Origin of the sequence: Rothia sp. HMSC066H02, from assembly GCF_001814995.1 — a bacterium.
Classification (GTDB): domain Bacteria; phylum Actinomycetota; class Actinomycetes; order Actinomycetales; family Micrococcaceae; genus Rothia; species Rothia mucilaginosa.
Genome location: NZ_KV818684.1, coordinates 87,330 through 103,728 on the forward strand (window position 1 = coordinate 87,330; position 16,399 = coordinate 103,728).

The following is a 16,399-nucleotide window of genomic DNA, read 5'->3' on the forward strand; positions in this document are numbered from 1 at the left end:
CCACAATGACCGAAACTCGACCCGTGCGCACCGCAGCCCGCTACGGTGCCGTCGTGGCTCTCGCCGGCGCGCTCATCACCCCCGGAGCAGCGCTGACCGGCACCACTCTCGCATTCGCGGATACCCCCGCCGCCACCCAGCAGGAAGCTAAGGCTGCCGTGACCATCTCCACCGAGAAGTGGCGCGAAGGTAAGCTCGTGCTGCGCGGCACCGGCTTTACCAGCACCGCACCCGGTCGCGGCGCAGTGTTCGCCGTGAAGTTCCTCGACGCCCTGCCGGATGAAGCGCACCAGGCGATTAACCCGATCACCAAGAAGGGCGGCAACTCGCCCGCGAACTTCATGGCAACCGCCAAAGAGGACGGCACTTTTGAGGTTGAGGTGTCCCTGCCGACCCCCGAAAACACCGGTCTGACCGCTGAGCAGCTGAAGAACAAGGGCTGGACCGTGGAGGGTACCAGCCACCGTATTCAGGTGCTTTCCGGCTCCCTGGGTGGTACGGATGCGGACGGTAACACCTACGACCGTCGTGCATCTGTGTCGCAGAATATTACGCTGAGCGACCCGGCTCCGAGCCCGGCACCGACCGCAGAGCCTTCTGCGACGGCCGAGCCTACCGCTGAACCCTCTGCTACCGCTGAGCCTTCTGTGACTGCAGAGCCCCCTGCGGATCCCTCCACAACTGCAGAACCCACCCCCGCACCTACCGCAGAGCCGACCCCCGCACCTACCGCAGAGCCGACCCCCGCGCCCAGCGAAGACTCGAAAACCTGCGCACCCGCCGATGACTCCTTCACCCCGCGCCTGACCGTTGAGAACCCCAAGGCGGTTCAGGGTGGCAAGCTGCACCTGACCGGTGATGGCTGGTGCAACCCCGAAGACAAGAAGGCATCCGTTATCGGCCTGAAGATTGACGACGGCAAGGTATCCCGTAACGACGCCACCGCGGTCAACGACAACCGCACCATCTGGGCTATCGTCACCCCCGACGAAAACGGCCACATCGACGCCTGGATTGACCTGCCCACCCGCGATAACGCAGTCTTCAAGAATGACGAAGACGCGGCAAAGTACGCCTCCGGTGAGCACACCCTGCGCCTGCTGACCGGTAGCCTGCGTGAGGGCGACCGATCCGGAACCTACGGCGGCGCCAACAGCCAGGGCGGCATCAACACCACCTTCACCATCGGTGAGTACGCCCCCGGTGACGCGCCCGAGCCGGTCAACGCCTCCGAACTGACCGCTGGTAATGGCGTGCAGGTGAGCCGTGACGGCTCCACCGTGACCGTGACCGTGCCGAACGCTGAACCGGGCACCTGGGTGTACGCCGCAACCTACCTCGGTAACTCCCCGCAGACCCTCTACGGCTCCGGCTGGAAGCGTCTGGATGGCAACCGCAGCTTCAGCTACGAAACCAGCGTGAGCATGCCCGCCGCAACCTACCGCGTGGTTGTGCACAACGGCAACCAGGGCGCTGAAAATGCGGTGCTCGGTTTTGCTGACATGACCGTGGAACGTGCTGTTACCCCTCGTCAGGACGTTTCTCGCGATGAGCAGGACGCCACCGACCAGCTGGTCGAAGAGCTGAACGAGAACCCCGCAACCAGCACCTCTACCGCGCCGGTTCCCATGCGTAACGCGGGCGGCCGCATCAGCACCCGCGCCACCGACGTGGATGCATCCCTCGCCGCGCTCTCGCAGAGCACCGCTCCGGTCGTGAACCGCGTGCAGGCTAAGGCGAAGGTTCAGAGCGCGCAGAAGAACCTGGCAACCAACCTGCAGAAGGCCGACACTTCGGCGAAGAAGGCTGTGAAGGCCGCAGCCGGTTCGAAGAACTCGCAGAACACGCAGGGCTCCCAGAACTCCGCCGCTGGCACCAAGGCACAGGGCCCGACCATTGAGGGTACTGAGCTGACCGGTCTGACCAAGTGGCTGGTCAACAACGCCAATAACCTGCTGCTCTCGGCGGCTGGTCTGGTGGTTTTGGCTGCGGCTCTGCTACTGCGCACCTCCATGAAGTAAGCTTTCTGACCACACATTCACATCGGCACCGGTCCACGCTCCACACTTTTGACCCTGCACCCTTGAACAGGGGCGTGGATCGGGTGCCTCCAACCATTCGGGTCACGACCCGCTGAACTGCACCTCCACGAACCCGGTAGCGTTCAGCTTCGACCCCGGTAATTTTGAAAGGACCACCATGCGTGCACCTTTTTCGGGAGCCCCGAAGGCATCCCTGACCTCTAAGGCGCTGACCGCCTGTGCTGCCGCAACCCTGGCGCTGGGCTTGGGCGTTGGCACTGCATCCGCTCTGCCTCCGGGCGGTGCGAAGGCATCTACCCCCGGCACCTCCTCGACCGTTTCCTCTTCTGTGAGCGAGCACGGCGTGATTTCCTTTAGCGTGAGCGGTTTCCCCGCGAATACTGTGGTGTCCGTGAAGGTGGACGACGGTAACCTGTGCCCCTCCGATGCGGCTCAGGGCGCTTGCGTGGTGCACCAGCAGAAGACCGATGGCAACGGCAACGTCTCCGGTTCCTTCATTCTGCCGGATGTTGGCGCTGGCACCCACACTCTGCGTTTCCTTGCAACTGGTGAGAAGCGTGACAAGGACGGCAAGTACCTGGGTACTGAGGCGTACAGCAACCGCAGCCCCGAGTTCACCGTGGTGGGTGAGGGCGGTTCGGATAATTCCTCCTCGAACTCTTCGGGCTCTTCCTCGAACCGCGGCTCTTCCAGCTCGAAGAGTAACGGTGGTTCCTCGAATGGCGGCTCGAACTCTAACAACTCAGACTCTGCAGACGAGGCTCAGGGCTCTAACGATTCCAACGAGTCCTCGTCCAATGGTGGTTCGAACGGTTCCTCGAATGGTTCTGCAGGTGGCGCGGCTGAGGCTGAGACCGTGTACACCGACGCTGACGGCAACACCATCACCAAGGAGGAGTACGACCGCCTGAACGCGGAAGCTGACTCTTCCGGTACCTCCGGCACCTCTGGCTCTTCCGCTACGCCTGCTGCTTCGGCTTCTGCAAATGCGCAGAAGAAGGCAACCGCTTCGGCGAGCGCATCTTCTTCGGCTGTTGCGCGCGGTACTGCGTCGAACCCGAGCGCTTCGGCTTCGGGCGCGGCTAACACCGCATCCACCGTTCAGACCGTGACTTACGGTGCTGCGTTCCCGTGGATTGGCGTGGTGGTTCTGGGCGTAAGCATTGTGGGTGCCGCTGCGCTGCTGCTGGCCCGTAAGCGCTAAGACTTAACGTCGGATGCGGGTGGGGGAGTATCCCGCCCGCTCCGGCGTTTCTCTCATTATCTACCGGTGTGCCGGGTGCCCCTCGCGTGGTGTGGGTGCGCCGGGCGCGCTTCCCTGTTTTCTTGTATCGAGCATAAGGAGCATAGTGGCCCGCACGAGCTCATTGTCCCGAGATGTTCAGCAGGAGAGTACGTCCCGTCAGGGTTCTGTGATTCAGGGGCAGAAGTTGGGTAAGCGCCTGGCTTTTCTGTTCTTGTTTGCGGTGCTTTTGGCGGGTGCTGTAGCTGCTTCTTTGCTGTTCGGATCGAATAATCTTCCGCCGGATCAGGTTCTGGCTGTTTTCAATGGCACTGCTTCTGAGCAGGCGCAGACGATTGTGATGGAGCAGCGTATTCCGCGTACCCTGGTGGGTCTTGCGGCGGGTGCCGCGTTGGCGGTTGCCGGTTCGCTCATGCAATCCCTGACCCGCAACCCGCTGGCCGAGCCCGGCCTGATGGGCGTGAACGCCGGCGCCTCGGTGGCCGTCATCGGCTCCGTGGTGGCGTTTGGCGTGATGGGCATTTGGCAGTACATGATTGCCGCGACGATTGGTGGCGCGCTGGCCGCGATGCTGGTGTACACCCTGGGCCGCGGCCGTGATGGGTCGATCGTGAAGCTGGCGTTGGCGGGTGTGGCGATTTCTGCCGCGCTGTCGGCGCTCGCACAGGGTTTGCTGCTGGCCAATCAGGATGCGTACAACGAGTTCCGCCTGTGGGTTTCCGGTTCTCTGGAGGGTCGCGGTATGGATATCGCGTCCACGGTGGGTCCGGTGATTGTGCTGGGTATGCTGGTGGCGTTCTTTGTGGCTCCTGCGATTAATGCTTTGAGTATGGGCGAGGAGGCGGCGACCAGCCTCGGCGTGAGTGTGCGTACGACCCAGAATTTGACGTTGCTGGCGGTGACGGTGCTTGCGGGTGCGGCGACTGCTGCGGTGGGTCCGATTGGTTTTGTGGGTTTGGCGGTGCCGTTCGTGGTGCGCGCCCTGCTTGGTAACGATGTGCGCTGGGTGAACTACGGCTCGGCCCTGCTGGGGCCGGTGTGGCTACTGGGCGCGGATATTCTGGCGCGCGTACTGGTAGCCCCGCAGGAGACGCAGGCGGGCATCGTGGCGACCCTGGCTGGTGCTCCGGTCTTCCTGTTCCTGATGACCCGTCGCAAGGTGGAGGCGCTCTGATGTCGAATTCTTCCGCTGTTTCGACGGCGACCGTCACCAGCTCCGCGAATCGTTCTGCGCGTCGTCGCGGCCGCGATTTGGGTGGCCGCCCGGTGTTGACTGTGCGCGGTCCGCTGAGTGCTCAGGTGCCGTGGCGTGTGCTGATTTTGAATGTGGCGTTGGTGGTGCTGATTGCGGCGCTGGCGTTTTGGGGCATGTTGCAGGGTGATTATAAGCTCGCCCCGGAGAAGGTCATTCCGGCGTTGATGGGTGAGGGTAAGCAGATTGCTGTGACTTTCGCTCAGCAGCGTGCGGCGCGTATTGTGGCGGCGCTTCTGGTGGGTGCGGCGCTTGGTCTGTCGGGTGCGATTTTCCAGGTGATTTCGGGTAATGCCCTAGGTTCGCCGGATATTATCGGTTTCACGAATGGCGCTGCAACCGGTGCGCTGTTGCAGATTATTGTCTTCAATTCCGGCCCCGTTGAGGTTGCTCTGGGCGCTGTGGTTGGTGGCTTGGCGACTTCGGTGCTGGTGTGGTTGTTGACGCGCCGTACGGGCCTGCATGGCTTCCGCTTGGTGCTGGTCGGTATTGGTGTGGGTTCGACCCTGGCGGCGTTCAATGCGCTGCTGGTGGTGCGTGCTTCGCTGACTCAGGCGCAGACCGCGGCGTCTTGGCTTGCCGGTTCGCTCAATGACATCACGTGGGAGCGCACCTACGCGCTGATGGGTCTGCTGCTCGTGGTGACTCCGCTGCTGCTGATGCTGGTCCGCCCGCTGGGCGCGATTCGTTTTGGTGACCAGGTGGCATCCGGTTTGGGTGTGAGCGTGAACGCGTACCGTGTGGCGGCTCTGTTCATCGGTGTGCTTCTGGTTTCGCTGGCGACCGCGACGACCGGCCCGATTGCCTTCGTCGCTTTGGCGGCACCGCACATCGCGAAGACTCTGTCTCGTAGCGGCGGGGTGGGCTTCACCTCCGCGGCACTTATGGGTGCGCTCATGGTGCTCGGCTCTGACCTGATTGGCCGATTCGCTGTTCCCGGACGCATCATTCAGGTGGGTGTGGTGACCGGCGCGATTGGCGGCCTGTACCTGATTTACCTGATTTACCTCGAAAGGAAGAAGAGCTAGTGAACGCTAGTGTGACGACCCGCCTTGAAGGCGAGAACATGGTGGTTGCCTACGGTGAGCATACGGTGCTCAACGGGGTAGATTTTCAGGTGCCGGAGGGGGATCTGACCGTTATCTTGGGCCCGAACGCCTGCGGTAAGTCGACCACCTTGAAGGCTCTTGCCCGCGTGAACCCGCTCAAGGAGGGCGAGGTTCGCCTGGACGGCACCCCGCTGCCGCAGATGAAGTCCCGTGCCATCGCGAAGATCTTGGCGATGCTGCCGCAGACCCCGGAGGCGCCTAGCGGCGTGACCGTGGCGGATGTGGTGGCGCGCGGCCGCTACCCGCACCAGTCGCTGCTGCGTTCCTGGTCTGATGAGGACGAGCGCGCCTGCGTGGAGGCGATGCAGGCGGCGAACGTGCTGGAGCTTGCGGAACGCCCCATTGAGGCGCTCTCGGGCGGTCAGCGTCAGCGCGTGTGGATTGCCATGACCCTGGCGCAGCAGACCCCGCTGATTCTGCTCGATGAGCCGACCACCTACCTGGACATCACGCACCAGATTGAGGTTCTGAACCTGACGAAGAAATTGCATTCCGAAGGGCGAACGGTAGCCGTGGTGTTGCATGACCTGAACCTTGCTTTCAGGTATGCTACTCATGTTGTGTTAATGAAGCAGGGCCGGATTATCGCTCAGGGCGATCCGCGTGCAATAATTACACCGGAACTTATTCAGGAAGTTTTTGACCTACAATCGGTCATTATTCCTGATCCATGCACTGGTACCCCTTTGGTTATTCCGAAGGAGAACCAAACAATTCATATTGCCGCTGACGCTATTTCGGCGGCGCGCGAAAGCAAATAAGTTTTCGCCCCTAAGCCGCGTGGGAGTTCGCGCCAACCGTCTCAGTACGGGTGGAAAAGCTCGGCATTGCGCCAAGCAGTGAACGCTAGGATCTGAGGGACCCAGGATCCCCTGCGCGTAGGGCGCCTACCCGGTGCTCGCCCGTCTTTGACGCATGAACGGATCCGAGCACTGGGTAGGTTCCATTTTGGGAACCCGCAGATGAGGCACCGAGACTGCCGCATGAGACTTTGAAAGTTGCGACTTGAGAGGTTTGATGCACGGTCTCGGTGCCTCATCTCATTTAACCGCCCGGTTTGTGCCGCCTATTCGTGCAGCCTGTTCTTGGCGCCCCAATTTTCGACCCTATTGAGGGTGGAGGAGGCGAGAGAGAAGGCGAGAAAAATACCCGTGCTCGCTGTCATGAATGTCATGTTTTGGTTCTTTCGCTTTTTCCTTTGGCGGGAGTTTGGGTAAGGGATACCATAGAGTGAGGTAGTGGAGGCTAACTAACGATAATGCGCCTCCTCACCGATTCTCACCGATTGAGTGTTTCCACAGACCAAGGAGGAACCGTTGGGCGAGCACGAACCCACCGCGACCGTTCCCGCGCAGAGTATTTCTGCACAGAACACTTCTGAACAGGTTGCGTCTGAACAGGCTATTTCGGCGCAGCCGCGTACCGTTGCGCCGACCGTGCGCCCGACCCCTCCCAAGACCCCGCGCCCCGTACCGGCACCGCGCGTGGACAGCCCCCTCATCAGCGCCCTCATCGCCGAGGCGGTCAGCTCCGAAGAGCTGAACGCCCGCATCGTTGAGGTCGTCTCCGAAGGCACCCCCATTATCGAGCCGGTACACCGTGAAGACGGCAGCATCAGTGAGAACGAGCGCATCGTCACCTTCCTGTACCACAATGAGCAGGCGGAGCAGGTGCTCATGTTCATCAACCGCCTGACCGATGAGAAGAACCTTGACCGTTCCCTCATGACCCGCATCGAGGGCACTGGCTGGTGGCAGCTGAGCATGCAGATGGAAACCACTTGGCGTGCCTCCTATAACTTCTTGCCGGCGCTACCCGGCGAGCGCCCCGCCTGGCTGGGTGATGACGACCAGGTGCGCCTGCGCGCCGCCCTGGACTCCGGCGAGGGCGACCCGCTGAACCCCGAGACCGCGTGCAACCGTATCGGTCGTTGCATGGGTGTGGTGCAGCTTGAGCACGCGCCGGTGCAGGAGTTCCTCCTGACTCAGGAAGAGATTGACGCGCTGCCCGCCCCCGAGTGGATGCAGACCTCTGACGGTCACCAGTATGTGCTCGGCCGCGTGGGTGACCCCGCCCCGGATGCGCCGCTGTTCATCCAGTTCGACGGTGAGATGTGGTTCAGCCAGGGTATGGAGCACACCCTCAACCGTGCCCACGAGGCGGGTCGTATTCCGGCGATGCACGTGTTCTTCCTGCACTCTGGCGGTCGTGAGAACCGCTGGAAGGAGCTGAACGGCGACAACCCGATTGCCGACTACCTGGTAGAGATCGCGTTCCCGCATCTGGAAGCAGTGCACGGCATTAAGACCGCGCCGCAGAACATTGTGATTAACGGTCAGTCGCTGGGCGGTCTGTCCTCCCTGCTGGCGGTGCTGAGCCGCCCGGAGGCGTTTGGCGGCGCGATCGCGCAGTCTTCGTCGCTGTGGCAGCCGCAGGTCATGGACCGCCTGGACGAGCTTGAGGCGGCGGGTGAGATCGACCGCCTGCGCCACCTTTACCTTGAGATTGAGGTGGGGGAGCAGGAGTGGGTTCTGGTGCCTCCTCACCGCGAGCTGAAGGAGCGCCTGGAAAAGCTGGGCCTGAAGAATGCGTGTTGCACGACCTTCAACGGCGGTCACGATTATGCGTGCTGGCGCGGTGCGATTGTGCCGGCGTTGGAACGTATTATTGCTGCCCGCCGGGAGGCTGAGCGCGCTGAGCGGAGCTTAGCTGAGGAGTAGCGAGAGGTCGCCTAGGGATCCTGCACGGGTAGAGCACACCCCGCATGGTGGGCGGGCGGGGTGCCCCGTTAGGGTAAACACCGCCGCGCCCGTATCCTAGAGAAGTACAGCCTAAGAGAAGTGCAACACTACCGCGCCGCGAGGGGTGCCGAAGGGTACCCGGCGTAGGCTGCGCACCCGCCCTCATTGACGAGATGGCATCACGCTGCGAACACAACGTGAGCGCTATAGAAACCGCAAACGACACAGAAATCGAGAGAAGATGACCGTAGAACGTAGCCCCCTGGCCCCCACGCCGCTCATCCCCGAGTCTTTTGCCGCGAAGTACCGCGAGGCCGGCTACTGGATTGACCAGACCATCCCCGAGTTCCTGCTGGATGCATGCCGCGCTAAGCCGCACTTCCCTGCGCTGGTGGCGCTTTCGCACGCGCAGCTCGATGAGGACGGCAAGCCCCAGCAGATTCGCCTCTCCTACGGTGAGCTGGAGGCGGCAGGTCGTGCCGCTGCGGCGCGCCTCGTTCAGGCTGGCGTGCAGCCCGGTGACCGTGTGCTGCTGCAGCTGGGTAACACCGCCGAGTACCTGGTGTACCTGCTGGGTATTTTCTGGGCGGCGGCGCTGCCGGTGTTCTGCCTGCCGCAGCACCGCACCACCGAGCTGGTGCACTTTGCGACCCGCACCGATGCGGCGGCGCACGTGTTCTCTTCGCTGACCCCCGGCGCGGATTTCGCCGCCCTGCACGAGGACGTTGCCGCCGAGCTGCGCAAGAACTCCCTGGAGCCGCCGGTTGCTATTGACGTTGCGGAGCCGCTGACCCCGCTGACCGAAGAGGAGCTCGCTGAAGAGTTCGTGCCCGGCGTCATTCAGAACACCGAGAACCTGCGCGCGAGCGAGCAGGTGGCGTTCCTGCAGCTCTCCGGCGGTACGACCGGCATTTCGAAGCTGATTCCTCGCACCCACGCCGCCTACCTGTACTCGGTGCGCGGCTCGGTCGATATCTGCAAGCTGAACAACAACACGACCATGCTCGTGGTGCTGCCCGCCGCGCACAACTTCACGATGAGCTCGCCCGGTATTCTGGGCGTCATGTGCGCCTCCGGCAAGCTGGTGTTTGCGGCGGATCCGTCCCCGCAGACTGCGTTCCACCTCATCGAGATGGAGGGTGTGACCACCTCTGCGCTGGTGCCGCCGCTGGCTCAGGCGTGGGTCGCCTCCGCGGAGAAGCGCGGCGTGTCCCTGCCGTCTCTGCAGACCCTGCAGGTGGGCGGCTCGAAGCTGGCACCGGCGGTTGCGGGCAAGATCGAGTCGGTGCTCGGCTGCACGGTTCAGCAGGTGTTCGGCATGGCTGAGGGCTTGGTGAACTACACCCGTTCCACCGACATGATTGAGCTGCGCCTGCGGACCCAGGGTTACCCGATTAGCCCCGACGACGAAATCCTGATTGTTGATGATCAGGACCAGCCGGTTAAGCGTGGCGAGAGCGGCCACCTGCTCACCCGCGGCCCGTACACGATTCGCGGCTACTACCTGGAGGAGAACGCGAACCGTTACGGCTTCACTGAGGACGGCTTCTACCGCACCGGCGACATTGTGCGACTGGTTGCCGGTAAGTACCTTGAGGTGACCGGCCGCGCGAAGGACCAGATTAACCGCAACGGCGAGAAGATTGCCGTGGACGAAATCGAAGAGCTGGCGCTGACCCACCCCGACGTTTTTGACGCCGTGGTTCTGGGCATCCCGGACGAAACTGTGGGCGAGCGCGTGGGCCTGGTCATTGTGCCGAAGGAAGGCGCCGACCTGGGCGAAAACCCGCGCCGCACGATGCACGAGTTCTTCACCTCGAAGAAGCTCGCCGACTTCAAGATCCCTGAGCGCGTGCAGGTTCTGCAGGAGCTGCCCACCACGAACGTGGGTAAGATTTCTCGCCGCGAGCTGCGCGCCAAGCTTGCCGAAATTTTCGGCTAAACCGTACGCCCTTATTCCTACCCCTATTGAGGAGAAAAATGTCCGCATTTGAGACCCTGCGCCCCATCATGGAGAAGTACATCGTCGAGCCCGACTCCCTGCAGACCGCTTTTGACGAGCCGACCACCGACCTGTTCTCCCTGGGCATGGACTCTATGGGCGCATTCGCCCTGCTCGACGACCTTGCCGCTGAGGGCGCCGTGATTGAGTTTACCGAGCTGGTGGAGAACCCGACCGTGGAGTTCATCGCCTCCCGCCTGGGCTAAGCGTTACCGCACCCCGAGTGCCCGCCTGCCGGTATTGCAGGCGGGTGCCCGGGGTGTTCTTTCGGTGTTCTACTTTCACCGTTTCGGCTGATTTCAGCTGAGAATGGCGGGGGAGTAGTAGCCCCCCCCACACCACACATCATTCCTAATCCAGACCTTGAACCAGACCTGAGAGGCCACCATGGGCGTAGCTGATACTACCGCTTCCACCTCGCACACCGCGCAGGCCGCACCGAACGGGCAGACCAAAAACCCCTGGCTGCCGCTGACCACCAACGCACGCGGTATCTATTTTGCCGCGGCGATTGATCCGGAAAACCCCTGCTACAACACCGCGGAGGTTCTGCAATGCCCCGCAGACACCGACCTCGCTCTGCTGCGTGAGGCTTTTGAACAGCTCTACCGTGAGAACGAGGGCTTCCGCGTGCGCACCCGCATTGCCGATGGTTCCGCATCCCAGCAGATTCTGCCGCTTGAGGTGTTCCTTGCGGGTATTGACCTGCTCGTGGATGAGGACGAGCTGGAGGAGAGCGAGCTGAGCGGCACCGCCGAGGCGGGGGAGGAGAACGCCTCTGACTTGCCCGAATCAGCCCTGCCTGACTCTGATTTGCCCGCGCCGGTGCGCGCCTGGGCGCAGCGTCTGCTCGCCCAGCCTCTCGCCACCGATGAGGGCGTGACCGTGCGTAGCGCAGTGGCGCGTTACGGCGGCTTCCTCTGGGTCTACCACTCCTTCTCCCACGTGGTTGCAGACGGGTTCGCCGCGTTCAACGGCCTCTCCCGCGTGGCGGCGATATATCGCGCCCTGTCCGCTGGTCAGCCGGTTCCGGCAACCCGCCGCATGAGCCTGCAGCAGCTGCTCGATGCCGACGATGCCGCCTCCGACGCCCGTGACGAAGACGTCGCCTTCTGGGAGGCGAGCGGCGCCCTGGAGCAGGAAGACACCTCCCTGGCGGGTCGTACCGCCTCCCCGTCGTCGCAGTCTGTGCGCCTGGCGTTCAGCATTGACGTACCCACCCAGCAGGCCCTGCTGGATGCGGCAAAGCAGCACGCCGTCTCCTGGCCCGTGCTGGCGACTGCCGCCGTCGGCTCGTACCTGGCGCGTGTGGGCGGCTACCCGCAGGCTTCGTTCGGCGTGCCGCAGATGAATCGCATGTTCGCCCGCACCCTGCCGGAGGCGACCCGCGTCCTGGGTACGGCGAGCGCGCAGACCGGATGTACCGCGGTGAATGTGCTGCCGGTGCAGGTTGCGGCGACCGGCCCCATCGCGGAGTCCCTGCACTCGGTGAAGGAACAGTACGCCCGCAATGCGGAGCATCCGCTGGCTCGTCAGGAAGACCTCGAGCGTACCGCGCGTAACGCCCAGTCCAGGCTGTTTGGTGCGCAGATTAACGTGGTGCCCTTTGACGCGGTGCTGCCGCTGGCGGCACCCTCCAAGGACGAGTCCGGATCCGCGGTACCAACTGCGCGCATTCACAATATCTCTGCCGGTCCCGTTGCTGACGCGACCTTCACCCTGCGCGGCATGCCCGGCCGCGGCAACAGCATCTCCTGCGAGATTGACATGAACCCGGCGCTCTACACCGCTGAGGAGCTGGAACGTCACGCCGCCCGCCTGCGCGAGTGGCTACCCGCCTACGCGGCGGAGGCGCAGCGCGAGGGTGCCTCCCTGAACAATCTCGGCTTGGCGACCGAGGCGGAGCTTGCGACCCTGCGCGAGCTGACCGCCCCGGCGCTTACCGATCACCCGATGGAGTACAAGACCCTGCTGGGTCGCTTCCGTGACGCGGTGGCGGCGCATCCGCAGGCGCTCGCGGTGCTGGATTCTGCCCCCGCGCCCGGTGAGGTGCTCACCCCCGAGTCGGATCGCGCCTACGCTTTTGACCGCGCCCTCACCTACACCGAACTGGACGAGCGCGCCCGTGCGCTTGCCGCGCAGCTGCTGGACTGGGGCGTTCGCCCTTCAGACGCGGTGGGTCTGCGTGTGCACCGCGGCGCCGAGCAGTACGTGGCGCTGTACGCCCTGCTGTACGCTGGCGCCACCTACGTGCCGGTGCTTCCTGATCTGCCCGCCGAGCGTGTGGGCGTGATGATGGAGGATGCCGAATGTTCCCTGCTGCTGCACGGCCCCGGTCTGCAGCCGCTGAGCGCGGAAGAGCTGAACCCGCAGGAGCCTGCGCGTCACGCGAACCTGCCCCAGCACACCCTACCGCAGCTGAGCATCGAGGAACCTGTACAGGCACCCGCCGCTGAGGAGCTTCCGGGCACGAAAACCGGCCTGGACGAGGACGCTTACGTGCTCTTCACCTCCGGCTCTACGGGCAGGCCTAAGGGCGTTGCCATCAGCCACCGCGCGATTGATAACCGCCTGCACTGGCAACAGCACCAGATTCCGGTGGGGGAGGGCGACCGCGTTCTGCACAAGACCCCTATCTCCTTTGATGTGCATGTGTGGGAGCTGTACTGGCCTCTCGCCGAGGGTGCCGCCGTGGTCATTGCCGCCCCGGAGGGTCACCGCGACCCCGCCTACCTGGCGCGCGTGATTGCCGAGCAGTCCGTCACGGCGGTGCACTTTGTGCCGACCATGCTGTCGGCGCTGACCTCTTCGCCGGCGGCGCGCCGCATCCTGGCTGATTCCGGTTTCGGTCAGGACCGGGAGCAGCCCCTGCGCTACGTGGTCTGCTCGGGTGAGGCTCTGCAGAAGGACCAGGTGCAGGCTGCGGGCGAGGTTCTGGGCGTGTACCCGCTGAACCTGTACGGCCCGACCGAGGCGGCGGTGGATGTCACCTTCTGGGAGACGTCCAACGACCCGCAGCGTGAGAGCGTGCCCATTGGCGAGCCGGTCTGGAACACCGGAACCCTGATTCTTGACCCGACCGGCCACCCCGTGCCGGTGGGCGTGACGGGTGAGCTGCACCTGTCGGGCGTGCAGCTGGCGCGCGGCTACAAGAACAACCCGCAGGCGACCGCGGCGGCTTTTGTGGAGCAGGCTCCTGCCGGTTCGCTCGCGCTGCTGAACGGTGAGAGTCAGCGTCTGTACCGTACGGGCGATTTGGCGTGCTGGGAGATTCTTCCCGATGGTCGCGCCGTCATTGGCTACCGCGGCCGCACGGATTATCAGATTAAGGTGCGCGGTCAGCGCCTGGAGCTGGGCGATATTGAGATGGCTCTTGCCGCGGTTGAGGGCGTGAGTGCTTCGGTGGCTCTGCTGTACCGCGGTCTGCGTGAGCCTGCCCTGGCGGCGGTGCTGGAGGTCGGCGACGTGCCCGCCGAGCGTGCCGAGCAGCTGGTGGAGGCGGCGCGTGAGCATTGTGCGCAGGTTCTGCCGGACTACATGGTTCCGACCCTGTGGCACACTCTGCCTGCGTTGCCGGTGAGTCCCTCCGGTAAGGCGGATCGTAAGCTACTGGCGTCCCTCGACTTGACCCCTCAGACTTCTGATGCTGAGGGCCCGCACGGTCTGCTGGAGCAGCAGCTGTGCTCGATTATTGCCGGTGTGCTGGGTCGTGAGCGTTTTGGCGTGGATGAGGATTTCTTCGCCTCGGGTGGTCATTCGTTGGCGGCTCTTGAGGTGATTGCCGCGGTTGAGGAGCAGCTGGGTCTGAGCGTGAGCATTGGTGCGCTGTTTGCGCATCCGACCGTGCAGGCTTTGGCGGCGTCCATTGCGGGCGAGCGTGGCGAGGGTGGGGAGTTCGCGCCGGTTCTGCCGCTGCGTGAGCACATTTTGACTCAGCGCGAACACGTTGTGACTCAGCGTGAGCAGCCCGTTGTCCCGGATACTACCGAGGCCCCCGCGCCGCTGTTTATCCTGCCGCCTGCGGGTGGTTTGGGCTGGTGCTATGCGGGGTACCTTTCGCATCTTCCGGCTCAGCAGGGCGTGTACGCTTTGCAGGCTGAGGCGTTCTCTGACCCGCAGGCTGGGTTTGCGTCGAGCCTGCAGGAGTTGGCTGAGGGCTACCTGAAGCTGATTGAGAAGACCCTGGCGGAGCGTTCGTTGCCGCGTCGTTTTGCGTTGATGGGCTGGTCTGTGGGCGGTACTGCCGCGGTGCAGGTGGCGGCTTTGGCGCAGGCTGCGGGTGCGCAGGTTGAGCGCGTCATCCTGTTGGATGCGTATCCTTCGGAGCAGTGGCAGGGTGTGCCTGCGCCGGATGAGCAGGAGAGCTTCCGTGCGCTGCTGCGTATGGGCGGTTTGCCGGAGCCTGCCGCTGATGAGCAGCTTGACCTGCCGAGTACGTTGGAGCGTTTGCAGCGGGCGGGTTCGGCGATGGGTTACCTACCGGAGGAGAAGTTGGGCGTGTGCTTGGGTAGTATGCGTGCTTCGGCGGCGTTGATGCGTGGTGCTGAGCAGGCGTTCTTTGATGGTGATGTGTTGCTGGTGGGTGTGCCGCATGAGGATCAGCCGTATTTGGATGCGGCGGGTTGGTCGGCGCATGCGTCGTCGTTCCGTGCGGTGCTGCTGGAGGGTACGCACCCTGACCTGGTGAATCCGACGCGTCTGGCGGAGGTGACCGGCCACTTCGCTGATTAGCCTGCTCTATCTGTAGAGTAGTTAATAAATAGAATGTCCCCGATTGATGAATCATCAATCGGGGACATTCTATTTATTGGTTTTTGAGAACCCACTCTTTATATCGGAGATTAACTGCTGATTGCTGCTGTCGCTGTTCTTCTAGTTTTGTTTCGTTATCTCGAATGAGCGGTTTTTGGTATGAAGCTACAAGGTTAGCAAGACCTTGAGCCATTCCTGTATCTTTACTGCATTGTGCTTCAATGACGCTGAGTCGAATTTCTTCTTCCGATGCCGGGGCATTATTATCATCGCTAGCGCGGGTTGCATCTGATAGTTCTTGTGTACCCCATTCTTCGTCGCCTTTTCGTGGTGTTAAACCTTTATCCGATAGGCATTTCCACCATGCTTCACGGTATTTTTTCCATTCGGGATGATTCATGGCAGCTGCATAGGATTGGCCGTAGATTCGACGATAGGCTTCTGTGAGGCCACTTTGCTCTTCGAGGCTGATGCCCGCAGTCTCTTTCAGCGTGGCTAAGATTTCAGGCATACACTGTTCCATGATTTTTGTGTCATAGCCCCCGGATGATGGTGCATTCCCAAATCGCTTGAAGTTTCCATATTTGGCGGCGTATTCGGGGTTCCAGAGGCCAAACTCGCGACCGGATGAAACGATTTTAATATCTTCTATATCCGGGATATATATTTCATAGGATTGGCCGTGTTTTGCGAAACAGCGCTGCCTGAGAATTTCCAAGGCTCGAGTGTAATACAGGTAATTTTCATCTAAAAGGTCATTGTATTCTTCGAGTGGAGTAATGATTCGGTTGTTTTTATAGTCTAGGGTTGCTTGGGCTGTTTCATCACGTTCTAGTTGCGGGCCTGTAGAACAGGATGTGCAGGCTAACGTGAATGCAAACGTTATAGCCATTGCGGGCTGAAAGAATTTCTTGAGGTTCATGATTCTCCCTCCGTAATTGGATAAAGAATATGCGGCAGTAAAGAAAGCGGGGCTGTATTTTGCTGATTGTTGCAAAGCATATGCCTCGGTGAATATGGGTGTCGAGAGAATCTGGAATCTATGTGAATCCCAGAGCGATAAGCAGAATCTCGGGGGAGTACCTGCTAGCTTGGGAGCGCACCCATAGCGAAAGGCCAAGACGCCATGGCAGACCACGCACAAGGGTGTTTCTGCAGCGTCGTTACTGCTGGGAGAGTGTTCTAGAGCTTCATCATGAACCCCTATGGGTTATGGAGGACAAATACTCGTAGATGAGTGAGTCGTGCCCCCCCCCCC

The 16,399-nt window shown here is 62.3% G+C and carries 10 protein-coding genes; 9 read left to right on the plus strand and 1 reads right to left on the minus strand.

Annotated elements, in window-relative coordinates; translation table 11 throughout:
- The first annotated feature begins 5 nt into the window (after nt 1-5).
- The 9 genes from HMPREF2999_RS05815 to HMPREF2999_RS05855 all read left to right on the plus strand — a co-directional run bounded on the left by HMPREF2999_RS05815 (nt 6) and on the right by HMPREF2999_RS05855 (nt 15,120).
- Nucleotides 6-2,021 (plus strand): peptidase, encoded by a 2,016-nt coding sequence (locus tag HMPREF2999_RS05815; RefSeq protein ID WP_070697741.1) that lies wholly within the window; start codon nt 6-8, stop codon nt 2,019-2,021.
- A gap of 178 nt (nt 2,022-2,199) precedes the next feature.
- Nucleotides 2,200-3,246, plus strand: a complete 1,047-nt coding sequence (locus tag HMPREF2999_RS05820; RefSeq protein ID WP_070676733.1) for a plasmid partitioning protein — start codon at nt 2,200-2,202, stop codon at nt 3,244-3,246.
- Between the two features lie 145 nt (nt 3,247-3,391).
- Nucleotides 3,392-4,459, plus strand: a complete 1,068-nt coding sequence (locus tag HMPREF2999_RS05825) for a FecCD family ABC transporter permease (protein WP_083315107.1) — start codon at nt 3,392-3,394, stop codon at nt 4,457-4,459.
- Nucleotides 4,459-5,565 (plus strand): FecCD family ABC transporter permease, encoded by a 1,107-nt coding sequence (locus tag HMPREF2999_RS05830; protein WP_070676730.1) that lies wholly within the window; start codon nt 4,459-4,461, stop codon nt 5,563-5,565. Before HMPREF2999_RS05825 ends, HMPREF2999_RS05830 begins: the two co-directional genes overlap by 1 nt.
- The gene (locus HMPREF2999_RS05835; RefSeq protein WP_070676728.1) at nt 5,565-6,407 is read left to right on the plus strand and encodes an ABC transporter ATP-binding protein; all 843 of its coding nucleotides are present in this window, start codon (nt 5,565-5,567) and stop codon (nt 6,405-6,407) included. Before HMPREF2999_RS05830 ends, HMPREF2999_RS05835 begins: the two co-directional genes overlap by 1 nt.
- Before the next feature lie 555 nt (nt 6,408-6,962).
- Entirely contained in the window at nt 6,963-8,366 is a 1,404-nt protein-coding gene (locus HMPREF2999_RS05840) for an enterochelin esterase domain-containing protein (RefSeq protein WP_141757046.1), read from the plus strand.
- Nucleotides 8,367-8,628: 262 nt separating this feature from the next.
- Nucleotides 8,629-10,329 carry a (2,3-dihydroxybenzoyl)adenylate synthase gene (locus HMPREF2999_RS05845; protein ID WP_070614914.1) on the plus strand — a complete coding sequence of 567 codons (1,701 nt, stop codon included), beginning with the start codon at nt 8,629-8,631 and terminating at the stop codon, nt 10,327-10,329.
- Nucleotides 10,330-10,367: 38 nt separating this feature from the next.
- Nucleotides 10,368-10,595 carry a phosphopantetheine-binding protein gene (locus tag HMPREF2999_RS05850; RefSeq protein WP_005507422.1) on the plus strand — a complete coding sequence of 76 codons (228 nt, stop codon included), beginning with the start codon at nt 10,368-10,370 and terminating at the stop codon, nt 10,593-10,595.
- Nucleotides 10,596-10,776: 181 nt separating this feature from the next.
- On the plus strand, nt 10,777-15,120 hold the full coding sequence (locus tag HMPREF2999_RS05855) for a non-ribosomal peptide synthetase (protein ID WP_210399542.1): 4,344 nt from the start codon (nt 10,777-10,779) through the stop codon (nt 15,118-15,120).
- A gap of 73 nt (nt 15,121-15,193) precedes the next feature.
- On the opposite strand, the gene HMPREF2999_RS05860 is transcribed toward HMPREF2999_RS05855, so the two are convergent.
- Nucleotides 15,194-16,063 (minus strand): hypothetical protein, encoded by an 870-nt coding sequence (locus HMPREF2999_RS05860; RefSeq protein ID WP_070676727.1) that lies wholly within the window; start codon nt 16,061-16,063, stop codon nt 15,194-15,196.
- Nucleotides 16,064-16,399: the final 336 nt, after the last annotated feature.